The sequence below is a fragment of the Oceanobacillus sp. FSL W7-1309 genome, from assembly GCF_038002145.1.
In the GTDB taxonomy this organism is placed as follows: Bacteria; Bacillota; Bacilli; order Bacillales; family Amphibacillaceae; genus Oceanobacillus; species Oceanobacillus profundus.
In genome coordinates, this window is sequence record NZ_JBBOBX010000001.1 from 283,531 (window position 1) to 306,733 (window position 23,203).

Genomic DNA, 23,203 nt, shown 5'->3' on the forward strand with positions numbered 1-23,203 from the left:
ATGCTCCCTCCTAACTTATTCTTCAATATAAACATCTTTGAGCAGCAAGGTTTTGCCTGGTGTCATCGATAAACCTTTAACTTCTTTACGTACACCTAATAAATATTCTGGGTGCACTAAGTAAACCATTGGTGTCTTTTCAGTTAAAAACTCCTGTGCTTCTGTATACAGAGAAAGGCGCTCTTCTTCTACTACCGTTTGTCTTGCTTTTTCTAGAGTTTCGTCCAATTCATCATATCGAGTAAACATCTTGTTTCCACCTGTACCTGCATTACTGGAATGAAATAATGGGAATAGACCATTATCCGCATCTGCTGTTCCGTTATTCCATGACATCACATACATTTCATGCCCGCCATCGCTTGTTTCAGCTAAATAAGCACCCCATTCAAATACCTCTATTTCCAAATCAACTCCAATTTCAGCGAGCTGTGATTGAATGTTGGTTACAATATCAATGCGTTCACGGCTATCATTTGTCCAAACTGTGGCTGATAAACCATCTTCGAATCCGGCATCTGCCAACAATTCTTTGGCACCTTCAGGATCGTAATCAGTCGTTGAAATGGAATCATCATAGCCAAACACATTTGGTGATAACGGACTTATTGCTGGCGTCCCAATATTGTCATAAATTCCTTCTAAGATTTGTTCCTTATCAATCCCCATTGCAATCGCACTTCGAACACGTTCATCATCGAACGGCGCTTTCTCAACATTGAATCCGAGAAACTCAATTCCTAAGCTGTCCTGCCGTACGACAGTTAATTCTTCATTCCCCTCTACCTGGGCAATATCAGAAGGACTCAACGGATTTGTAACATGCGAATCCCCTGTCTCTAACTCTGCAAGTCTCGTTAAATCTTCAGGCACAACTTTAAATGTGACGGAATCAAGTTTAGCCGCTTCCTCTCCCCAATAATCTTCATTATTAACAAGGACAACATGCTGACCTGGTGCCCATTCATCAAATTTAAAATAACCTGTTCCAATTGGATGCTGATTCACGACACTTCCTGGATCTTCTCCTGCTTCCATTGCTTCGTAGTCTTCTTTAATTTGCTCTAACGAAACGATTCCAGCACTGCCATGAGCTAAATTCGATGGCAATGGTGAGAACGGATACTCCGTTATAATTCGTACAGTGTAATCATCGACCACCTCTACTTCGGATATCATTTCAAATCTACTATAGGAAGATGAACCAACTTCCGGATCTAGCAAACGATCAATATTTGCTTTTACCACTTCTGCATTAAAAGCTGAACCATCATGGAATGTTACATTTTCACGTAATTGAAACTCCCATGTTGTCTCATCAATCGCTTCCCAGCTGACTGCAAGCCCTGGCTCCAATTCCATTTGTTCATTCTGATTAATCAGTCGCTCAAAGATATTAAATTGTATATCACGTGATGGAACATCATTCGAACCTGCTGGATCCAGTGTCACTGCATCAGATATAGTGGCAATAACAAGATCTCCTCCAGCACCTTCCTGCTCATCTCCTGATGTTCCATTTGCGTCACCTGGTTCATCCGCACAAGCAACTAGCACGCCCATCATACAAATTACGATGAAAAGTAAAAATCCTTTTTTATAATTTCTCATTTCTAACTCCCCCCAGTTACATGTCGACAATTTTTACACTATTTCAAAGAAATGCTAATTTAAAATATAACTGATTTCCATTTCAATCACAAGTATTTTGGTTGGAATTATATAATTAATCTAATGAATTTTAAAAAGAACCCGTAATCAATTAGACTGATTACGGGTTAAAGTTTATAAAAACCAAGCTCCCCAAAATCCGAAGAGTAGAATTCCAGGAAGAATAAGATCACGCTTTGTTACAAAAAACTGACGGTAAAAGGTTCGATTTCGATCACCTGTAAATCCTTTTGATTCCATGGCAACAGCTGTTCTTTCCGCTTTTCGAATCGCACTCGCCAGCAACGGAATTGCAAAGCGTTTATATTTTGAAAATTTATCTTTTAATGATTTGCCTTGGCTAACACCACGGACTTGATGGGCAGCATGGATTATTTTAATTTCATCCTTCATCATTGGTAAAAATCGATATCCCGCTAAAACTCCATAAGCAATTTTAGGTGGAAGTTTTAACTGCTGGATCAAGCTTAAAATAAAATCAACCATATTGGTTGTAAAAATAAACATTAAGGATAGTGCCGCAACATTTAATATTCGCAGCGAAAGAGCCAAAGCAACGAGAAATGAATCAAGTGGCAACGTTAGTCCGAGCATGTTGATAACCTTATTTGTATGCTCCGAAGTATCTGCAAACGCAATTGTTGTCCAGAGCATTCCGATTGCAAAAATAAAAAAGGGAAGAAAATAGAGAACATATTTTTTCCAATTTACCTTACCGAAAATAAAGGTTGCCGCAATTGTCCAAATCAAAAATAAAAACACGGTCATCGGCTCAAATACAAATGCCAAATGTACAACTAATATACAAACTGTTAGTGCTTTTATGCTTGGATTAAGATGATTGAGCAGCATAATCACCTTCCTTTTTTAAGCAGTTCTGAATCTGAACTTGAATTGGTAATGCAAGCTGCCAATCATGCAATTTTTCTATTGGCTGCGCCCATAGTTCCGCTGGTGCGAGATCTGCAACGAGTCTGCCTTTGTGGAGAACTAGAACCCTCGTTGCATAATCATGAATCAATTCCATATCATGGGTAACCATCGCAATTGTTGCTCCCGATTTATATCTTCCTTGTAATAGTCCCATCAGCTGAGCATTGGAAGATGCATCTTGTCCGAAAGTTGGTTCATCCAGCAATAGAAATGGCTGATCATCAACAATCATTGTTGCTACACTCAAACGTCTCTTTTGTCCTTGGCTCAATGTATAAGGATGCTCATGTTGTAAGTGTAATAATCCACATGTTTCTAATACTGCCTGTACTTTCTCTTTAACTGTTGCTTCCGTTTCCATTTTTAAGCGAAGACTAAATGCAATTTCCTCATAAACCGTGTTTGCAATAAATTGATGCTCAGGATTCTGGAAAACATAGCCGATCTCTTCCCGTAACTGCGACTCCTTCCAACTTCCAATCTTTCTATCTTTTATAGAAACGCTTCCTTTTGTAGGCCGCTGAATACCTGCTAGAATTCTAGAAAAAGAAGTTTTCCCACTGCCATTTGCCCCAACAATTGCAATAAATTCACCATGGTAAAGCGTTAGCGATATATCGTGAATAATTGGTTGCTGTTCTACCTTCCATGATATATGAGAAGCTTTTACATAGGGTAAACCTGCTTCAGAGGGAATACTTGCTGTATTCACGCTTTTACTCTCGAATAATGAAAAAGGGTTTATCTCTCCTACGGTAAGTGGTAATTCCCGCTCTGTTTGCGGTCTGTTTTTCAAGAAATATTGCGTTACTTTCGGTAGCCAAATACCTTGTTCTTCCAACTCTTCTAGCCTGCTCGCAATGGCATTTCTTAAATCACCATCATAAAATATCTCTCCGTTTCGATTCAATAAAAGACAGCGATTTGTTAGCTTTGTCCAGCCATCCAGTTGGTGTTCAATAATAATAAGAGAGCAATTTGTTTTTTCTTGTATCAATTGGATGGTCTGAATTACATCCTTTGTTGCAATCGGGTCTAGATTAGCTGTTGGTTCATCTAAAATTAATAAAGAAGGCTCTAATGCAAGAATACATGCAAGTGCTAATCTTTGCTTCTGCCCTCCTGAAAGTGAGCTTATTGCAGACTTTTTAAACGCAAGCAACTGTACTAGTTCTAGAACATGGTTAATTTTTTCTTCCATAAATTCATGCGGAATGCCGATATTCTCTAATCCAAAGGCAACTTCATCTTCAACAGTCAGCATACAAAATTGTGTCTCTGGATCCTGGAAAACAACTCCGACTTGCTGACTAATTTCGCCCGGACGATATGCTGTCACTGTTTTTCCATTAATGACAATTTCTCCATGTACTTCTCCATCTAATTCGCGAGGATATAGTCCGTTCAGACAATACGTTAATGTGCTTTTTCCGCAGCCACTAGGACCTAATAGCAATAAGCTTTCACCATGATTTAGACGAAAATTCAAATTGGACAGGGTGTCCCCCTGTGGATTCGATTCAAATTTTAAAGAGAATTGCTTTACTTCTACCATTAAACTCATGCCGCATTTTTCCTCCGATATTCTTTTCCTAAAGCAAAGCTTGATAACACACCTGTTTTAGCTAGTCCATCACTCAATGCCTTTCCTAATAATCCAGCAATCAATGCTCCGCTAATTAGTCGAATAATGAACATTGCTAGAACATAGCCTGTAGCTAAAGCAGCATAGCCACTCATGAAATAACCATAAATAAAACTGGTGACAGCTGATCCCATTCCCGCTGCCATTAATACCCAAGTCGAATAATTCTTCCATTTAGTTGCTGCAAATACAGCTTCCGCACCAATACCTTGAATCATTCCAGTAACAATGAGCATTGGCCCAACAGCATTTCCGATTAACACTTCGACCATAGCTGCTATCGTTTCAGATAAAAATGCGGCCCCAGGCTTCCGTATAATGTAGGCTGCAATAATCGAAACAATAAACCAAATACCAAAAATAAAGTCATAGCCAATTGGTCCAAAGAAACCAACTAAGACTGCTCCAACTGGCAAAAAAGCTAAATAGACGACTGCGAACACAACGGACAAGGCTGCTAATACAACTATTTCTTTAAAGCGCCAATTATTCATTTTGATTCGTTCCTGTATGGGATGGACTGTTCGCTGACATCGAAACGGTCATTACCGTATGACTTGAGCCGCCTTCAACGGTTGCTTTAAACACTTTTTCCAATCCATCAAATATTGCAATCGCTTCACCATCTAATCGTGTAGCATAATGGGCGTGACTAACATCTACGTATTGCTTCATTGCCTCAATTTGACTGTAAATTACATCCATATAACTACCGCCGCCCAATGGATACAAGGAAAATTTTGCTGCAACCCGCTGCTTTATATGTTTGACATGCTCTGCATTCAGCGGAATCTCATCTTCTGCCATATAAGCCTCCCCCATTGAATCCCCAGGACATCCTAATGAATACGTAGCTTCAAATGCAACATGTTTCCCACTTTTTGCTGCATGAGCAAATATCGCCTTTGTCACATCAAAAACATGTGTCAGCTTTCCTCTTACAGTTGTTGTTACATCATCTGTATCCATATGAACCTTCGATGTATCTGCCTCCTCTAAAGCACCTTTAATAATCTCGATAAACTGATCACTCATCGGATGAATTGAAAAACTAGCTCCTGCAATATCACTTTCCGTACAAGTTTGATGTACCATTGTAAATTCCTCCTTGTTATATATATTTCCAAACAAAAAAACTACATCCCTGGGGAATGCAGTCTACATGTATATATCGATATCAATAGAAAGATATACAGATTGACTACACTTCCCCACGCTAGTATTATCTAGTTCGGGTGCAAAGGGTCAGAACAATCCAGTTCTTCTCAGCCGCTTTCACAGCTCCCCTAGCGTAAAAATAATGATGAAGTTTTCTGTCTTCAAGATACCACAGGCTTGATTTATTGTAAAGCACTTATTATTTTTAAAATTTAGTAATTGAATACGTTACCCATTAGACTATATATCCTTTTACTAATATCTAGCCACTCCACATTTTAACTTTCTCCTAGCCTCTTTTCCCCAGCTTTTTACAGCCTCCATCGAAACACCTTCTTGTTCAGCAATTTCTTTAACAGACATGTTCTCGATAATAAAATAGGTTACCCATTTCCATTGATTTCCGGTAAGTTGTTTTTTCACATGTTCCCAAAAAATCTCATCAGTTATCGGCTTTTCAGCTATCATCATTGGATAGGAAATAACATGACTACGATAACAATTTCCATTATGGAGAAGTCTTTTCTGTTCAATATTCAAAAGTATCTGCTTTTCCTTCTCTCTATTTGTCTTACGTATTAAATCTATCAAACGGTTGCGAATTATATAGTTGAAGTATGTTGTGAATGGGCCTTTATCTGGTTGATGCTTCTCGTATGCATTCCACATCGCCACTAAACCCTCTTGAAAAAACTCCTGTTCGGTGTCTCTAATATTTAATCGATGTATATGATAGTGAATTCTTCGCTCATTTTGTTCAACAATCTCTTCAAATGTTACGTTGTTATTGGTCATTCAATCCCTCCTCGTCTAAAATACACATTGGCTTTTAGACTTTTTCGTTCGATTTACAACCCTGTTCACTTTGATGGTACAAAGATAAAACGATTAACGAATGCTAGTCCGTTATTTCTTCTTTTTCTAATCACCTTCATTATAGAACAAATGTTCCTATTAATAAAGTGTTTTCCTTTAAGTAATTAATAGAAATGTGGGAGAGTTATTATTGAAAACATGTGATTTACCTTGCGATTCTCATTGGAGCGCTCACTGACTGGATTTTTGCAGATTAACATGTCATGCCGGCTCTTTCCTTTTCGTAAAATTTCTTAACTCGATTGTTTTTGTTTCTAAGTATCCGCGCCTCGGCTGTTTCTTCTCATCATTTCATCCAAAACGACCGTGACTGCTTTCTTATCGATAGATTCTTTCTGCTCTTTCAACCAAATTAACCGACACACATGTCTGCTGGGAAGCTTTCCAGAGGAGGCTGAGACCGTATTCTCAAAATGCTTCCGCCCGCAGTATTTCGTGGGGGAGTTAGCTCATACCACGGAGCTTAGAACCAGGTTATTTTTATAATGACTAAAATATCTGCAAGTATGAACTAAGCTATAAAAAAAGAACCAGCTCATGATCAGAACTGGCCCTTTGATTAAAATACAATTGTTTTATTTTTATAGACAAGGATGCGGTCTTCGAGATGCCATTTTACTGCTCGAGCTAGTACACTTCGCTCAATCGATTGGCCAATTTTTTTCATATCATCTCCATTATCACGGTGATCGACTCTGCCAATATTCTGTTCGATAATTGGCCCCTCATCCAAATCATTCGTTACATAATGTGATGTCGCACCAATCATTTTCACTCCACGCTGATAAGCACGCTCATATGGTTTCGCCCCAATAAAAGCTGGTAAAAATGAATGATGGATATTAATAATACGGTTTTCATAATGCCCTACAAAATCTGGTGTCAGAATCTGCATATAACGTGCAAGCACAATTAAATCGACTTCATATTGTTCAAGCAATTGCTTCTGTTTTTCTTCCACCTGATGACGTATTTCCTTATTCGCTGGTATATAATAAAATGGAATGCCCAGCGATTCGACCATCTCACGAGCAGTCTCATGATTACTTATCACAAGTGCAATGTTTGCCATTAGATCGCCACTTTGCCATTCCCAAAGGAGCTCTAATAAGCAGTGCGGTTCATTCGAGACAAATATCGCCATGTTTTTAATATCACGAACATACATGATTTTCCATTCCATATTGAATTTCTCTGCAATTGGAAGAAACGTTGTCTCCAGTTTATCCACTTGCCCCTTTAAATCAGGACATTCGAACTCGATCCGAATAAAAAATTCCCCACCTTCAGGGTTCATCGTAAACTGATCAGATGCGACAATATTGGCATTGTGCTCATAAAGGAACTTTGAAACTGCCGCCACAATACCAGGTTGATCTGGACATTTAATTAAAAACCGAGCACGATTGTCATTTTGTTTTTGAAACGCTTGTATTTTACCTTCCGAATAACTGTTCATTCCTATTCCCCTCATTTTTCGAATATCATTTTACTTTAGGCAATTGATTGGAAACAGTCAAGTATTATCTATATTTTGCAATTCAACAAAGACATCCTACGCTTTTTAACGTAAATCTGCATCAAATACAATTTCTGCGTCTTTTCTCGCTGCCTCCAGCACTTCAACAACTGACTTTGTATAATCAAGCAACGCATAGCATTTTTCAAAATCCTTTGCAGCAAAAATTTGCTGCATCTCAGCTACCTCATAATAAAGGCGATTTTCATTTGTTTGTGTATTGAGCTTTATTTCGCGATTTTCCTTCTTAATCATAACCTCTTGACAACCATTCGCACCGTTTACTACGTTCAAATATCCTTTTTCGCCTTGAATCATTGCAAAATTCATACTCTGTGTATCTTTCGCACCGACGCACTCTGCGATAAAGTTCGGATAGGACAATACCGCAACACCAGATGTATCAATTCCATTTCCATGTTTATTTGCTGTGTAGCTAACTTTTTCCGGTTTTCCAAACAGATTCATTACAAAGTGCAGATTATATACATTGATATCTACCAGAGCACCTCCGGAAAATTTCGGACTAAAAATGTTTGGTGTTTCTCCACTTAATAATACTTCATATCTGCTTGAGAACTGACTGTAGTTACATTGAATGAACTTAATTGCACCAAGACTAGCGATATGCTCTTTCACTAATTTATAATTTGGCATATGGATCGTGGAAATTGCTTCAAAAAGCATCCGTTGTTTTTGTTTTGCCAGTTCAATTAATTGTTCGGTTTCACGTATGGTCGATGTAAAAGGTTTTTCACAGATTACGTGCTTACCGTGTTGTAATGCAAGATATGCCTGTTCAAAATGCAGGCTATTTGGTGATGCAATATAAACAAAATCAATAGCAGAATCATGCATCATTTCATTTAAATCAGTATAAATAGCAGAAACATCAAATTTATCTGCCAGAGCTTGTGCTGATTCTTCTTTCCTTGAATACACAGCAACACATCTAGCTCCATCAACTTCACGAACAGCGGATAGAAATAATTCCACGATCCTTCCAGTTCCGATTGTAGCAATGTTCATATGTAACACTCCCTCAAAATTCTATAGTCCAACCTATTTTAGCATGGAATGTTCGATACTTGCAGTTTCTCTCGCTAAATGCAATTTTTATCCTAAAAGATATTGTTCAAAAAGTTCAGCAAGATCACATATTAAAAAGCCTGCTCCTGAATTTAATCAGGAACAGTCTTTTCTTTTTACAAATATTTATTTAAGCTAAAATACTCTTTTACCGCTTGAACCGTTTCTATACCCTGGTAGAAAAACACAGACAAAGCAGTTAGAGAAAAGAACCCTAATATGACAAATCGTATCCACATCATGAACATAGCCTCCTTTTAATTAAAATCATTCATTTAATTAAAAGAGGTCTGATCACATAATTAGATTGGTAAAATACTGGAGTTAGCACTATGAGTCTTCTCATGAGCTTTATACAAAAGTAAGACAGGTATGGTAAACATATAAACAGAAATAATAAAAATTCAAACTTAACAATTGAAATCTTTTGCTTTCCATCATCTGTAGGGTGAAACCCTGTTGAAGTATTGTTACTTAAGTTCTCACCTTGCTCCATAACAAAATGATTATGCAGCTGTCCATCTATGGCAAAATAGGAATACCCAAATATCGTCGTGAGATAAATGAAAAGGACGACGTATTTTTTCATAAATACACACCCTTTAGAATTGTTTATACAATTATACACTATTAATGTCTATGTTGAAAGTAAAAATTTGTGATGCACTATTTTAACATACTACGAGATTACAGTAAAGCTCACGCCATGATGGATGGAGTATATTTAATTTCCCGCTAAGTAAAGACCTAGACTAGCAATCAACGTACTTCCTAAATATGTTCCAGTAAAAACAAACATACCTACTATCGCAATTTTCCAAGATGTTTTTCTCAGATCAACAAGCCGATTTGCTACAGAAATTCCCGCAAATGTTAAAATAGGCGTGGTTATTGAAAGAAAATCAACAGCTTGAATCGCTGTAATAAAAAAGTCAAATAAAAGGCAAAGTACTAAAGAAGTAATCGAAACCCAACCTAATACAGGGAATTCCCTCATAAATTTGACTGGTGTCTTCTGCATTAGATCTGAAATACCAATTCCAATCATAGAAAAGAGCCATAACGTACTAAGACCAAGAAAAGTCATTGATGTGACTGGCATTGAATCTGGATTTTTTAAATGTTTAATTTCTTGTGTAAAGACAATCAGGCTAACACTAAGAAGCAATATCAGGCCGTACTTTATATATTTATTCGTTAACATGTTAGCCATTATTCTTCACCTCTAACCAATAGTTTGTACATAAATTTCTGTAATGGCGCAGCTAAAAATACCATTGTAAATGTTCCAAGAAAGCTTGTTAATAATTGACTTGCAGAAGCATAGGCTAAAATCGTGCTTTCCATGTCAGGAACCTGTGCAACTAAACTTGCAGAAGATGCACTCATCATACTTCCAGATCCCACTCCTGATGCCATCGCCAGTGCTTCAACCGGAAAACCGAAACCGAGCAATACAGGTGCTAAAATACTGAAGAAAATCGTTCCGAATAATGTACCAATAATATACAAGGAAAGAACTCCTCTTCCCTCACTGGAATTAAGGGTATATTTTTCTGATATATACGCAAGTTCACCTTCACGCCCAATTCCTAACGTTGCACCAATCGCTTCACGTCTTAATCCAAGCAGAATTGCTATTGGCAGTCCAAATACAACTGTACCAAGGTTTCCAATTTCTTGGAATAAAAATACCCATCCAACCTGAAGTATTTCTCTTATTTGCGGGGCTACATCTGCTCCGTACCTGGCCATTAACGGCAACATAATAAAAATTAAATACTTCCCGGCAAAATCAATGTTTGCTTTACTATAAACATGCCTCCAGAAACCTTTTCGAAACAGTTGCAACCCTAAAATCATCGTAATCACAATAGCAAATACTAAAGGTAATAATCCAATCGAGATACTTCCTATTGGTATACTCTGAAAACCAATCATTTCAGCTACTGTAATAATAATAAGCACAAAGATAATAAGAAATATAAAGTTTTTGTTCTTCATGTGATTGTCCTCTTCCCCAGATAGTTACTTAACAATTCCTTCAATTAATTCTATATACGATTCATAACTTCTTTTGTATAACTTAGCTTTATCAATTCGTCCGTTCATTTTTTTCAAAACGTCAGCTAAAAACCTTGGAAAAATTTCATAAATGTACTCAGGATCGATATCGATAAAGTCATCACCATGAATCGTGCCAGTAAAGCCACTGTAACCAATTTGGATACATGGCATCATATAGGATAAATCACCAATGTCTCCAGCAGCACTAATAAAGTTATTATTCTTTATCGCTTCAATTTCCTCGTTTTCCTCGAATGCCTCCAGCACAAATTCTGACAGGTAACGATCTTGAACAAAAGGAAGATATCCCATTTGGGTAGTCCCTTCAACTTCTCCCTGTAAGGCACAAGCACTGCCTTTAGCAGCAGCATCTAATTTCATTGCCGCTTCTTTCATATAGTCCACCGATTTTGTACGCAAATCTGTACCTACCATAATGCGGTTTGGCACGACATTTGTAGACATGTCAGATTCCATTACAATCGGATTTATTCTGACTTGTTCTGAATCTTTTAATTGCTGACGACTTAAGCCAACAGCAACATTAAATAATGTCGACATATTGTATGCGTTTTTTGACGAAAACGGATCAAATCCAGCATGTGTTGCTTTTCCTTTGAATGTATATTTTTTATACAGAAAACCAGCTAGATCAGCATTTATTTCTGTAGACCGCTTATCAAATTCTCCACCCATTGCATGAACGCAAATGGCGAGATCAATATCATCAAATACCCCTAATCTCATTGCCTCAGGTTTACCACCATAATGTTCAATCGTTTTTTCTTTCATTAGCCCTTCGCGATAAGCTAAATCCAAGTACTCTTCTGCAGGAACAAAAACAAATGTAATTTGATAGTCTAAGTCTCTGTATGCTTCTGTCTTGAACAAATAATGATATAAGCTAAGTGCTATTGCTACCTGTGTATAGTGCCCACAGTTATGCGCTGCACCTGTCTCTTCATTTGCATGCATATGTGTAGGCGCATATACAGCATCCAATTCAGCAATAAAAGCAAGGTGCAAGTCTTTCTTTTCATTTCCTAGTGTAACTCGGAACCCTGTTGTACTAAATTCATCAATTTGGATGGTTTGATTAACTTTTTTTAAATAATCAATTATTGTTTGCTTCGTCTGATGCTCTTTATATCCTAACTCTGGATGATAATATATTTGTTCAGCAATTTTTTTGATCTCTTCATAATGTTTTTTGAAATGCACAGCCAGATCTCCTTTTGCTTAAAGTATGATAATTAATATAAAAACAGTACTGAATAATACTATCACGATTGAATTATATCGTCAATACCAAACATTTTATTATATATTTTTAATAAATGTTCGGTTTTAGCTGTTAATGGATTATTCAACAATATCCATATTGGAAAACGTCTATTTACTGCTATCACACACTTTCTATAGCCTTTTTTCTATTTTGAAATTATACTATTCTAGAAAGAATAGATAATTTTCTTTTAAGCATAAGAAATGAGACAGTTATTGGCATCATTAGTATTAGCAATTATTATTGCTTTTCACCTCAAACAGCTTTAGCAATTGAAACTGATGAGCCCGAACTCGGGGCATTTTTAGAAGATATCAGTTGGGAAGCAAAGGATTATATTGATTACCAGGAAAGTTTTCAGTAATGATTTTTCAATAATCAAAATGGAATATTTTAATAAGAAATAGGAGTAATCTAACGTTGAAATAATGGCTTCATCTTTTTGGGTAGGTTCCGTCTCGTATAACTCTTGAATGCTAGGTAAGCCACACTAACCAATTCAGAAGGGGGAATATGAAATTGGATTCAAACATGATTAAATTTCGAAGACTTATATTAGAGGATTTACCACTTTTGTATAACTGGATTAGAAATGACCACTTTGTTAACCGTTTTTGGGCTTACAACAAAAAGGAACCTTATGAGAAGGTAGCTAAGGAATTTTCTGATTATATCAAACGGGTTGAGCCAACTGATCCGTATCTAATTCTTTATGATGATACACCTATTGGTTATATACAAACATTTAATTGGAGTGATTATCCAATATTTGAAAAGTACGTTGATCTAACTAACTCAGCCAGCTTAGACCTATTTATAGGAGAAGAGGAGTATAGAAATAAAGGACTTGGCACTAAAGTTCTGTCACTTTTCCTAAGTCAGTTTGTTTTTTCAGATGAAAGTGTAGACAGGTGTATTATTAATCCAGAGGTTAACAATCGTATAGCTATCCAAGCTTATGAAAAAGTTGGATTTCAGATTATCAAAATGGTCCCAGATATCCCAGAAGAGCCTGGACCTGTTTTTTTCATGAGCTTAAATCGTCATGAGTTCCAAGGATAAATACCATTACCGGAAAGAGTGAGCAGCCAAACGGAGTCCATTTTTAAAATACGATTAATCAAAATGGACTCTACTTCAAGGAACTAAATTTCAACTAATTTTATAAGGAAGCTGTATCTGACCGTGTTTCGCATTAATCACCGTAATAGACAAAAAAGTCAAAATCGAGGCCACACTAAAAGATATATTTTTACTCGTTCATTATTTCGCTGGTACTATTCCTAATTCGAAGAAAAACAGTATATATTTCCTGGGAAATATTTATCGAAATTAATGTGCTGTTGTCATCCAGGCTCGATTTTTCTGCCATTCAACATTAACAGAGGTATTAAAGAAACGAGACAGGTTTCGATCTGTTAATACATTTACACTTTTACCTTTATCAAATATTGTGCCTTGACGAAGCAACAGTGTGTTTGAGAAAATCGGCAATATCTCTTCAATATGATGTGTTACAAAAATAATGGTTGGAGCTTCTTCTTCTAATGACAATTGATTGACTGCAGCTAATAATCCTTCTCTTGAAATAAAATCTAGTCCATTTGTTGGCTCATCTAAAATAAGCAATTCCGGTGATGCCATTAATCCCCTTGCAATTAATATTTTTTGCTTTTCTCCCTGTGAACAGGTTTGATAGGTACGACCTTGTAAATAATCGCAGCCTAATTGTTCCATGATTCGATTCGCTTTTTTATAGTCTCCCGTGGTAGGGTTATCGTACAGTCCAATTGAGGCAAAACTCCCGCTTACAACGATATCTTCTGTATAATTGCTTCCTTTTATTTTTTCCTGTAGAGATGAACTGACCCAGCCAATTGATTTCCGTAATTCTCTAATATCCGTCTTTCCAAAGACTTGATTTAATACACTGACTTGTCCAGTGGTTGGCCAAATATAGCCATTGATCATGTTTAATAGTGTCGTTTTTCCTGAACCATTTAATCCTAAAATTGCCCAATGCTCACCTTTTGAAACCTGCCAATTGATATTAGAGAGAATGTGCTCTCCCTCTCTTCTCCACGTTACATCCTGCATGTGAATTACATTTCCCAACATTGACCACCTCTTTGTACCCTATTAATTTCCGTTTTGTATTTAATAGTAAGATTAATTCGATTATTATTATATTCTAACAGTTTATATTGAATTAAGGAATCATTAACATTTTTCGACAAAGATGCTTGAGGTTTCGATAATAGATCTAGATCTACTAGGTTGTCCAACGATCCACAATTATACCAACCAAGTACCAATCATCGTTCACTTCCTCAAAGGCAAGAATAAGATTTGCCCAATCCATTTCCTCATCGGTTCCAGGTACATAATAGCTTACAAACCTTGCTTCTGGATAAACTTCTCCCACATTCATCCTCATATTGCCACGCGGATCAATGTCATTTACTAGTATTTCGGTTGATTCCGTAAAATCACGAATATAGAGATAGTCATGATAATACGCATTAGGAGTTAACCGGATTGCATCTCCTGTCCCATCCTCTGTTCCCCATTCATATACTTCACTATCATTAGGGAATCCACGCACTTGTTCAGCCTCAAAAATAGGCTGCTCTTCTTCCTCTATAAATGCATATGGAGTAAATCGAATCCCTTTTTCCGGATGAACAAAAGTGGATAATTGTTCAAAATCTTTATTATCTAATGCGTCTACAATCAAATCTGCGTGTGCTCGTAATTGCTCTTTATCTGCAGCTGTTTCTTGAGCTTCTTTATTCGCATCTTGTGCATTACTCTCCTCAGTGGTCGTCTCAGAGCTGCTGCAAGAGATTAGAAACATAACACTACTAATACCCAAAATTATAATGAAACTTTTCATTGTTAGAACCGCCTTATTAGAGATTTTACAAATTAAGTTTCCCGTACCGAAGCTTTATAAACTTTTAACATCCTCTCGTACTTTCTATAGTCAATGAAGAAAAAATTCAAAATTCCATTCGATTTATTGAGGAACAAAATGATAGACTATATAGGAGTAATAAATTTCGAAGATTAAGCCAGAATTTGTCAGTAAATTATATGGAAAGGATTGATGTTATGGTAAGTAAACTAATTGCAGATAAAACAATGGAACAATGGGTGAAGCAACATCCAATTCTTGAAGAAATAGTCTATGCAGATGAAGTTTTCTGGCCAAACCCTGCATATCGAATGGAGAACTCCAAAAACACACTAACAAATGCGGATATAGATGATGCAGCAGAACGACTAAAACGTTTTGCACCCTATATAGCTAAAGTTTTCCCTGAAACTATGGAGACAGAAGGTATTATTGAGTCACCTATAAAACCAATACGTAGCATGCAGAGAGTAATGGAGCAAAAATATGATGTTGCATTTCAAAAAGACCTCCTATTAAAATGCGATAGTCATTTACCAATATCTGGATCCATTAAGGCTAGGGGTGGGATTTATGAAGTATTAAAGCATGCTGAAGAGGTTGCCTCAAAGCATCATTATATTTCTGTTGATCAAAACTATACCCAATTTGACAGCGATACATTTAGAACGTTGTTTTCAAACTATGAAATCTCAGTTGGTTCTACGGGTAATCTCGGCTTGAGCATTGGCATTATGAGCGCCCAACTTGGATTTAAAGTAACCGTACATATGTCTGCAGATGCAAAGCAATGGAAAAAAGACCTTCTGCGCAGCAAAGGTGTTCAGGTTATAGAATACGAATCTGATTATAGTAAAGCAGTGATTGAAGGGAGAAAGCAAGCCGAAAATAATCCTAGGTGTCATTTTATTGATGATGAAAACTCAAGAAATCTCTTTTTAGGCTATGCAGTTGCCGCCTCACGATTAAAAGAACAATTACATGTGATGGACATTGAAGTTAATGCAGATCAACCATTATTTGTATATCTTCCGTGTGGCGTTGGAGGCGGACCAGGCGGGGTTACTTTTGGTCTTCATGCTGAGTTTGGAGAACATGTCCATTGTTTTTTCGCAGAGCCTACAAATTCCCCATGCTTTTTACTGGGTCAGTTGACAGGGCTTCAAGACAAGATCTCTGTTCAGGACTTCGGCTTGAGTAACCAGACTGATGCAGATGGGCTTGCTGTAGGAAGGACTTCCAGTTTTGTAGGTGAAACGATTAGACATTTGCTAAGTGGCTGCTATACGATCCAAGATGCGAGACTGTATGCTTTGCTTCGTGATTTGGCTGATACAGAAGACATCTTCTTAGAACCATCTGCACTAGCTGGGTTTTATGGTCCTGTTCAGCTTATGTCACAGCAAAGTGGTCGAAACTATATCAAAAAACATAATCTGACAGATAAGATGAAACAGGCTCACCATCTAATATGGGCAACTGGTGGGAACATGGTACCGCAAGAAGTGATGCAAGGGTATTATAAAAAAGGTAAAAATATAAACATTTAGTTTTTAATATACACGCAACAGAAAACGCCTGCGGATTATTTATTGTCTCCACAGGCGTTCCTTTAATCATTTATTTATTTTCGTAAATTGTATCCTTTTTAAACCTTGAACCCTTAAATGCGTATTTCGAAATAATAATATAAGAAATACCTGCAACAATAAAGCCGATTATCCATGCTAGATCAACAAATGAGAAGGCTGCAGCTGCACCGATTAACATCGCAGTAAATGCTGCTGGGTTCGAGCCTGCAAATTGTCCACCTTTTTCATATAATTTCTTTATATCCACTTTTTGTTTTCTTAATAGGTAGTATTCAACTAATAGAATAGCAACTAAAGGTCCTAAAAATGCTGAATAAATAAGTACAAACATGTCGAGACCTTTTGCGGAAGAGTCTTGTACTAATAACCAAGGGAATGAAACCATTCCTAAAAGTCCAGTTATAATTACAGCAATTTTATAATCTAATTTTGTAAACAATTGAATTACATAGGTTGGTGATACAATATTCGCAACCATATTAACAGCAACCGATCCAAATACGATAAAAGCAGATATAAAGATCGTAATAAACGTATTATCAATTAATGCTGGTAATGCTCTTGCCGGGTTTGTGAATCCAGTTGCAGTCGCAAGCATTGCACCAACTACAATTACCGAACCATATGAAATAGCAATTGGCAAGAAGTAAAATAGCCCACGTTTTTTATCACTAATCCCTGATTTAAGTTCTCTTGAATAATCAGCAGCGCTTAAGAAAATCGCAGCATAGTTACCCATAAATACCATAATAAATCCAAAGAATGGAAGTCCCCATGATCCTTCTGCACGTACCCAGCTATCTGCGATAACAGCACTATGATCTTTCAGAAGTACTACAGCTACAAACGCTATAATTAGCATAAGCACCACAGATGCCACCGTTTCAACCCATTTAATTGCATGGAATCCAAACATAGAAAGCACAATTTGTAAAGATTGTAATATGATAAAACAAATTGCAACGTTATCGATCGAACCGCCTGAGGCAATCTTAACAATTTCATTTAAAGCCGTTGCCCCGATCCAGCTTTGAATACCATACCAGATAACTGCCGGTACTCCTCGTAGTAGTGAGGATATTATTGTACCTTTTTCACCGAAAGACATTCTAAGTTGTACAACGTAAGGTATTCCTGTTCGATAACCAAGTCTGTCATTTAATGCAAATATTATTGAAATAATTCCAATCGCTACCAAAGCTGCAGCAAAAGTTTGAACAGCATTTAATGTTGCCACACCAAGTACGATGATACTAGCACCTAGTGTCATATTACCCATGTTAACCCCGTCACCGACCCACATCGACATATAGCCAAATGGACCTAACGTCCTATCTTTTTCAGTATTCGGCTTTAATGAATCGTTTTCGTGACTCTGTAAATTCTTTTTATCATCAACAGTCAGTGTATCATTTTTTGTAGACATACTGGCTTTCAACCCCTTTTCATCAATCTATCTATTTTATAATTGTTAAGTCATCAAGTAGTTTATGATAACTCTTAAGCCCTTTTGATTATAAGCGCTTCCAGGTATAATGTCATTGTTCATAACGTACAAACTAAATCGTTTTTTATTATATAAAACCGACATAAAATATTGTGATTATGCTATTTTTGCTAATTTGTCTCTTCTTTTTATCACATTTGCACAAAATAACGACTTATTACATAAGAACCAGTTGGGTAAATAGCACTGAAAATTCGCTCTGCTAACTAATGCTTGCGTAAAAATTGATGGGTTATTCTGTATTTATTTCCCTTCATTCGGGTGCTCATCGCTCCCATGAGTTACCGTTTCTCTTTTATTTCTCTTCATTTGGGTGCTCATCGCCCCTATAAGTTACCGTTTCTCTTTTATTTCTCTTCATTCGGGGGCTCATCGCCACTATGAGTTACCGTTTCTCTTTTATTTCTCTTCATTTGGGTGCTCATCATCTATATTTTGCGTATTAAACAAAAATATATTATAGGATCGATAAATTTGGTCATATTTTCGCGGAAACATTGTAATTTTAAGTAAATAAAAAAACGGAATCAGATGAGTAACCTCTGATTCCGTACAATATCTATTAATTTCATCCATGTTAGTCGACTTTATCCCATGATATTAGATTTTCTAAAATTAATGCAAGTGTAATACCAACGATTAAGCCATTACTTAATAATGGACGAATGATTTCCGGTAATGAATTAAAATAATATGCCGGCATTGTCATAATGATGATACCTACAAGTAATGGAATCGCAGAACGATAAACATTTCTTGTATTCCATTTAACAAGCCTAAAGAAGTTCCTAGATGAAATAACAATCTGCAAATAAGATACAAATAAAACCGCACTACCAATACTTAATGGAAGCGTCGAGAAAAATGCTCCAACTGCAGGAATAATACCCATCATGAAGAACAGAAATCCACCAATAAGAAATGGTATCCTTTTAATGATTCCAGTTTGGTTTAGAAAACCAATCGATGACACGTACGGTGAATATGGAACAAGCCCAAACATACCAGCAAAACCTGTCACAAATCCTGTGATTGTAAACGAATTACGGTATTGTTTGTTCGTTGCTTCTTTTCCATACATACTGTCAGTTCCTTTAAGTGCACCAAATGTATTAGCCGTATTTAACAAGCCGGTTAAAACAACCGTTAAAATAATACCAATATCCCATGCTGGTGCTCCAAACGGAAATAATTCAAAACTGAATGCCTTTGCTTGGGCACCTGCTACAGATTCTGTTTTGAAAATAATTGCATATGCAATCCAACCAATAATTATTCCAATTAATAAACCATACTTTCGAATTTCTAATGAACCCTTAATACTAATAATAATAACGATAAGTGCAATTACAATTGATAGTATGGAAATAGCTGGATCAATATAAACCTCGCCCTCAACATTTCCAAAAGGAATACCTAACATTCCTTTCAGAAAGATTCCAACCAATTGACATGCAAATAAAAACATAAAAACACCCATTACACCTGGGTTAAAAAGCTTGGCAAGTATTGGCCCAATTCCAGTTATACCAATCAAAATTGTTAGAACACCGGAAATGATAATACCAACCGTTAAACTACCACCTAGTACATCTAATGGCATTCCTTGTGCTACAGCAGTATTAACAAGTGTAAGGATAACTCCCCACCATAGCCCTGACTGCCCTTCCATAATTGCACGATGGTGACCAAGCAATGCTTGAATGATACATGCGAGCCCTGTCACAATGAAGGATAATTGAAGCATTGAAACAATTGTTTCTTGCGATAATTCAAATGCAGCTCCAACTGTTATCGGTATGACAACAATATTTGTAAAAATAAAAAAGAGCCATTGTAAGCCCGATACCCAGTTACTAGATTTTAGCAACTCTTTCATATTAACACCAACCTATAATAATATATTAACGTAATATTTCCATATGGATATTCCATATGTTCGTTCTTTCAAGCCAGTTACCCGACTTCAAAACAGAAGGCAAAAACGAAAAAGCATGTTAGTCAACGAGTCCAATTTTCATCCCCAATAACACACCAATTATTGTGTCTGTTCCAGATGTATGTCCTATAGCCCTCATTTCCTCTAAAACAGCTGATAAACTTGACTCCTGTTCTGTAAGCAAAGCCGAACAAAACTGAATTAAATGGGAATGATATTTATGCTGCGCTGCATAATAGAGGTATTCATAACCTACTTGTGTTGTACGTTGCAAACCATATTGTGTCACGTACCCTCTAAGCTGTAAATGGAAGCGATTCGATGTTCCCTGCAAAACAGAAAGACTTGCACATATCCCAGTAAGAAGATCGTCACCACTTGGTGTAAGACCTAATCCTCTACCAATCCAATAATCAAAGACATTTTGAACATCCGGACCGTAACAATTCTTCACAACACAATCCAACTCATCAAACTTGCGAAACAGCGATTGATTTGCATCTGTAATTTTCCTCGATAAAAGATAATCGATAATATATTCCTTTTCTTCAACTGTCTGAGCTAATCCTGTTTGCCAAGATTCATGACGTAGTTTAGAAATTATCCAATCTAGATTGCGCTGAATACTTGTAGTATTAAACGATTGTTCAGACAGCAGATGATTTGTTCGGACCACCTGATTTAATGAAAGGAGATGTTTGTTTCCAATAATTAACTGCTTGTTAAAAGCATCCCATTGAACCGGTAGATTTCCTTTGATTTGTCTCGTTAGCAGTTGTGCATTCATGTGCTCCATCCCAATACCAAATGGGGCTACACCATTCTCTACGGAACCAATATGAATCATTCTTTCACCAAAAATCAAATTAAAGCTATTATTAAAAACGCTGTGAACGGTGCCATTTGAATGGTCATTAAGAATCTGGAAAACGATTTTACTTGTAGCGTTTGCTTCCCAGCTAGTTAACGAATTTCCACCTCGGATGGCCTTCTTATTAAAATCGTTCATGAATTAGTACCTCAAATCCTTCATTAAATTATCCGTAATTAACCGCTACCTATCTATTTTACACAAATCAATTAAAAATATCATTGTTTAAAATGACTAAAAGCCCTTTGCTTTTTTATTTACTTTAACCTTAAATAAGTATATAATTACAATGTATTTCACTTCATGGAAACAGCACGAAATAGAACAAATGCACAAGGGATGGTATTAAAGTGAAAACGTTAAATAATTTATTTATTTTAGAAGCAATGAAGGACTGTACCGTTATCGCTGGTCATCGCGGATTAACAAAAAACGTACAATCTGTCAATATTTCCGATACACCTGATGTTATTCAGTTTTTAGATAATAACCATTTATTACTTACTTCAGGATATGCCTTTAAAGACGATGCACAAGAACTCTGTAAACTAATTAGACAAATGCATGACTTAAATTGTACTGGCATCGTCATCAAGATCAATCGTTTTCTAAAGGAACTACCGGAAGAGGTTAAACTCCTAGCCAATGAATTAGCATTTCCTATCATCGACCTTCCAACAGACCTAACTTTAGGTGAATTATCCCGTCACATATTGAATTACTTAAATGATGATAAAGCAGAACAGCTTTATTATGCACTACATGTCCAAAAACAGTTTTCCGATATGATGTTTAAGGAGTATAGTTTAAATTCTCTTGTCGAGCAACTGGGGCATTTTCTAGATCGTCCTGTCATGCTATTGAATCATAGAGGAGAAAAAATCGCCCATAGTCATGATTTCCGAAAAGAATCCATGCAGACTGTGGAGGAAGAAATCGTTCATGCAATAAAAAGTGATTTACCGCGTGGACGGCAGGGGGGCACATTTAAAATCTCCACTGGTGAAGGGATATCGATTGCTACCTTTCCAGTACAGACAAAGAGGCAGCATAACAGTATGCTCGTCATGCTCGATGCATCTACTTTACCATATCCTTCATCACAAATGGCAATTGAACAAGCTGGTAATGTTATCTCATTTACGATTATAAAAGAACAAGCAATTGAGGAAAATACTCGATTATTGAAAAACAACTTTTTTGCAGACCTAATTGAAAGACGAATACACTCCAATGAGGAAATTTTAAGCCGCACACATTACTATGGCCTCGATGATAAACTGGATACGATTAGTATTATTTGTACAATTGATCCAGATGGTGATAACTATGAGGCATTGCAATTATATGAAAAAAAAATAGCTGAGCTTCATAATAGCATCTATGACCAGCTGGAAGACGAAATTGTAAATAATGATATGGATGCCATTTTATTTACAAAGGAAAAATATTTCGTCATGCTCTTACAATTTTCCAATTATAATGAAACAGAAATCAATCGCGTAACTGAATTTGTTGAAAATGTGCAAAGGAATTTACAAGATGGAAATCTCACAATTTCATTTGGCATTAGTAATTTAGTTCAATCACCCATTGATATTCCAAACGCATACTACGAAGCAGTGGATGCAATTATGAATGGCTATGATTTAAATAAGTCTGGCTTTATTAATTTTTACCGAACAAGAGAGATTGACGAATTGTTAACAACCTTGCCTCGAAAGGATTTAAAGGCTTTATACGAAAACACATTAAAAACACTCGCTTACCCAAATACGAAAGAGGAAATTGATTTAGTAAAAACCATGGAGACGTATTTGGACTGCCAATGTGAAATATCTGAAACATCCAGAAGATTATACGTTCATCGAAATACAGTGAAGTATCGGATTGAAAAGATGGAAGAGTTGCTTGGCTGTTCCTTCCGAGATCCAACAGATTCACTTCGAATTCGAGTTGCTTTACTAATCGGAACAATTTTGGAAAGCGAAGAATAGGTTAGAAAACTAGGCATTCACCAACCTTTCGGTGAATGCCTTCGTTGCATTTATGCAAATAGCTAGGTTTTTACTTTCTTATTTTCCTAAAACAAAAGCAAGAAGAAAAGTATTCCTTCTTGCTTTTGTTTTACTTC

At 36.5% G+C, this 23,203-nt stretch carries 20 protein-coding genes and 1 riboswitch; of the genes, 3 read left to right on the forward strand and 17 right to left on the reverse strand.

Annotated elements, in window-relative coordinates; all coding sequences use genetic code 11:
- Positions 1–15: 15 nt before the first annotated feature.
- From NST46_RS01245 to NST46_RS01300, 12 genes are all read right to left on the reverse strand, one after another.
- Positions 16–1,611, reverse strand: coding sequence for a glutathione ABC transporter substrate-binding protein (locus NST46_RS01245; protein ID WP_341136617.1), 1,596 nt, complete (start codon positions 1,609–1,611; stop codon positions 16–18).
- Between the two features lie 174 nt (positions 1,612–1,785).
- A complete protein-coding gene (locus NST46_RS01250; protein WP_095311041.1) occupies positions 1,786–2,523 on the reverse strand; it encodes an energy-coupling factor transporter transmembrane component T family protein in 738 nt (245 codons plus the stop codon).
- A complete protein-coding gene (locus NST46_RS01255) occupies positions 2,504–4,168 on the reverse strand; it encodes an ABC transporter ATP-binding protein (protein ID WP_341136618.1) in 1,665 nt (554 codons plus the stop codon). Before NST46_RS01255 ends, NST46_RS01250 begins: the two co-directional genes overlap by 20 nt.
- On the reverse strand, positions 4,165–4,743 hold the full coding sequence (locus tag NST46_RS01260) for an ECF transporter S component (RefSeq protein ID WP_303447520.1): 579 nt from the start codon (positions 4,741–4,743) through the stop codon (positions 4,165–4,167). The genes NST46_RS01255 and NST46_RS01260 overlap by 4 nt, the downstream gene beginning before the upstream one ends.
- Positions 4,736–5,344: a YkoF family thiamine/hydroxymethylpyrimidine-binding protein gene (locus NST46_RS01265; RefSeq protein WP_341136619.1), complete on the reverse strand. Its 609-nt coding sequence runs from the start codon at positions 5,342–5,344 to the stop codon at positions 4,736–4,738. Before NST46_RS01265 ends, NST46_RS01260 begins: the two co-directional genes overlap by 8 nt.
- A gap of 96 nt (positions 5,345–5,440) precedes the next feature.
- Positions 5,441–5,547, reverse strand: a riboswitch (TPP riboswitch).
- Positions 5,548–5,662: 115 nt separating this feature from the next.
- On the reverse strand, positions 5,663–6,202 hold the full coding sequence (locus NST46_RS01270; protein ID WP_341136620.1) for a sigma-70 family RNA polymerase sigma factor: 540 nt from the start codon (positions 6,200–6,202) through the stop codon (positions 5,663–5,665).
- Positions 6,203–6,842: 640 nt separating this feature from the next.
- The gene (gene purU / locus NST46_RS01275) at positions 6,843–7,742 is read right to left on the reverse strand and encodes a formyltetrahydrofolate deformylase (protein WP_341136621.1); all 900 of its coding nucleotides are present in this window, start codon (positions 7,740–7,742) and stop codon (positions 6,843–6,845) included.
- Between the two features lie 105 nt (positions 7,743–7,847).
- Positions 7,848–8,831 carry a Gfo/Idh/MocA family protein gene (locus tag NST46_RS01280; protein WP_303447517.1) on the reverse strand — a complete coding sequence of 328 codons (984 nt, stop codon included), beginning with the start codon at positions 8,829–8,831 and terminating at the stop codon, positions 7,848–7,850.
- Between the two features lie 176 nt (positions 8,832–9,007).
- Entirely contained in the window at positions 9,008–9,133 is a 126-nt protein-coding gene (locus NST46_RS01285; RefSeq protein WP_262366399.1) for a hypothetical protein, read from the reverse strand.
- Positions 9,134–9,615: 482 nt separating this feature from the next.
- Positions 9,616–10,104 (reverse strand): hypothetical protein, encoded by a 489-nt coding sequence (locus NST46_RS01290; protein ID WP_095313164.1) that lies wholly within the window; start codon positions 10,102–10,104, stop codon positions 9,616–9,618.
- On the reverse strand, positions 10,104–10,895 hold the full coding sequence (locus NST46_RS01295) for a DUF3100 domain-containing protein (RefSeq protein ID WP_095313166.1): 792 nt from the start codon (positions 10,893–10,895) through the stop codon (positions 10,104–10,106). Before NST46_RS01295 ends, NST46_RS01290 begins: the two co-directional genes overlap by 1 nt.
- 24 nt (positions 10,896–10,919) lie before the next feature.
- On the reverse strand, positions 10,920–12,179 hold the full coding sequence (locus NST46_RS01300; protein ID WP_303447516.1) for a M20/M25/M40 family metallo-hydrolase: 1,260 nt from the start codon (positions 12,177–12,179) through the stop codon (positions 10,920–10,922).
- A gap of 583 nt (positions 12,180–12,762) precedes the next feature.
- On the opposite strand from NST46_RS01300, the gene NST46_RS01305 reads away from it, so the two are divergent.
- Complete coding sequence (locus NST46_RS01305; protein ID WP_341136622.1) at positions 12,763–13,305, forward strand: GNAT family N-acetyltransferase; 543 nt, start codon at positions 12,763–12,765, stop codon at positions 13,303–13,305.
- A 270-nt stretch (positions 13,306–13,575) separates the two neighbouring features.
- Here NST46_RS01305 and NST46_RS01310 read toward each other — a convergent pair whose 3' ends face one another.
- Both NST46_RS01310 and NST46_RS01315 read right to left on the reverse strand, forming a co-directional pair.
- A complete protein-coding gene (locus NST46_RS01310; protein ID WP_118889853.1) occupies positions 13,576–14,358 on the reverse strand; it encodes an ABC transporter ATP-binding protein in 783 nt (260 codons plus the stop codon).
- Positions 14,359–14,515: 157 nt separating this feature from the next.
- On the reverse strand, positions 14,516–15,139 hold the full coding sequence (locus NST46_RS01315; RefSeq protein ID WP_118889823.1) for a hypothetical protein: 624 nt from the start codon (positions 15,137–15,139) through the stop codon (positions 14,516–14,518).
- Between the two features lie 200 nt (positions 15,140–15,339).
- Here NST46_RS01315 and NST46_RS01320 point away from each other — a divergent pair, with 200 nt between their 5' ends.
- Positions 15,340–16,710, forward strand: a complete 1,371-nt coding sequence (locus tag NST46_RS01320) for a D-serine ammonia-lyase (RefSeq protein WP_341136623.1) — start codon at positions 15,340–15,342, stop codon at positions 16,708–16,710.
- Positions 16,711–16,780: 70 nt separating this feature from the next.
- Here the strand turns inward: NST46_RS01320 and NST46_RS01325 are convergent, their stop codons facing one another.
- The 3 genes from NST46_RS01325 to NST46_RS01335 form a co-directional block, all read right to left on the reverse strand.
- Entirely contained in the window at positions 16,781–18,178 is a 1,398-nt protein-coding gene (locus tag NST46_RS01325; protein WP_340002179.1) for an NCS1 family transporter, read from the reverse strand.
- 658 nt (positions 18,179–18,836) lie between these two features.
- Positions 18,837–20,138 (reverse strand): uracil/xanthine transporter, encoded by a 1,302-nt coding sequence (locus tag NST46_RS01330; protein WP_251659350.1) that lies wholly within the window; start codon positions 20,136–20,138, stop codon positions 18,837–18,839.
- Positions 20,139–20,256: 118 nt separating this feature from the next.
- Entirely contained in the window at positions 20,257–21,207 is a 951-nt protein-coding gene (locus tag NST46_RS01335) for a DUF2877 domain-containing protein (protein ID WP_118889825.1), read from the reverse strand.
- A gap of 212 nt (positions 21,208–21,419) precedes the next feature.
- On the opposite strand from NST46_RS01335, the gene NST46_RS01340 reads away from it, so the two are divergent.
- Positions 21,420–23,066: a PucR family transcriptional regulator gene (locus NST46_RS01340; protein WP_095313185.1), complete on the forward strand. Its 1,647-nt coding sequence runs from the start codon at positions 21,420–21,422 to the stop codon at positions 23,064–23,066.
- Positions 23,067–23,203: the final 137 nt, after the last annotated feature.

Bases quoted from the DNA above. Each gene is read 5' to 3' on its own strand.
- NST46_RS01335 (WP_118889825.1), bottom strand. From the start codon at position 21,207: ATGAACGATTTTAATAAGAAGGCCATCCGAGGTGGAAATTCGTTAACT.
- NST46_RS01255 (WP_341136618.1), bottom strand. From the start codon at position 4,168: ATGAGTTTAATGGTAGAAGTAAAGCAATTCTCTTTAAAATTTGAATCG.
- NST46_RS01325 (WP_340002179.1), bottom strand. From the start codon at position 18,178: ATGTCTACAAAAAATGATACACTGACTGTTGATGATAAAAAGAATTTA.
- NST46_RS01320 (WP_341136623.1), top strand. From the start codon at position 15,340: ATGGAAAGGATTGATGTTATGGTAAGTAAACTAATTGCAGATAAAACA.
- NST46_RS01295 (WP_095313166.1), bottom strand. From the start codon at position 10,895: ATGAAGAACAAAAACTTTATATTTCTTATTATCTTTGTGCTTATTATT.
- NST46_RS01250 (WP_095311041.1), bottom strand. From the start codon at position 2,523: ATGCTGCTCAATCATCTTAATCCAAGCATAAAAGCACTAACAGTTTGT.
- NST46_RS01245 (WP_341136617.1), bottom strand. From the start codon at position 1,611: ATGAGAAATTATAAAAAAGGATTTTTACTTTTCATCGTAATTTGTATG.
- NST46_RS01260 (WP_303447520.1), bottom strand. From the start codon at position 4,743: ATGAATAATTGGCGCTTTAAAGAAATAGTTGTATTAGCAGCCTTGTCC.
- purU (WP_341136621.1), bottom strand. From the start codon at position 7,742: ATGAACAGTTATTCGGAAGGTAAAATACAAGCGTTTCAAAAACAAAAT.
- NST46_RS01330 (WP_251659350.1), bottom strand. From the start codon at position 20,138: ATGAAAGAGTTGCTAAAATCTAGTAACTGGGTATCGGGCTTACAATGG.
- NST46_RS01280 (WP_303447517.1), bottom strand. From the start codon at position 8,831: ATGAACATTGCTACAATCGGAACTGGAAGGATCGTGGAATTATTTCTA.
- NST46_RS01315 (WP_118889823.1), bottom strand. From the start codon at position 15,139: ATGAAAAGTTTCATTATAATTTTGGGTATTAGTAGTGTTATGTTTCTA.
- NST46_RS01270 (WP_341136620.1), bottom strand. From the start codon at position 6,202: ATGACCAATAACAACGTAACATTTGAAGAGATTGTTGAACAAAATGAG.
- NST46_RS01285 (WP_262366399.1), bottom strand. From the start codon at position 9,133: ATGATGTGGATACGATTTGTCATATTAGGGTTCTTTTCTCTAACTGCT.
- NST46_RS01265 (WP_341136619.1), bottom strand. From the start codon at position 5,344: ATGGTACATCAAACTTGTACGGAAAGTGATATTGCAGGAGCTAGTTTT.
- NST46_RS01290 (WP_095313164.1), bottom strand. From the start codon at position 10,104: ATGGCTAACATGTTAACGAATAAATATATAAAGTACGGCCTGATATTG.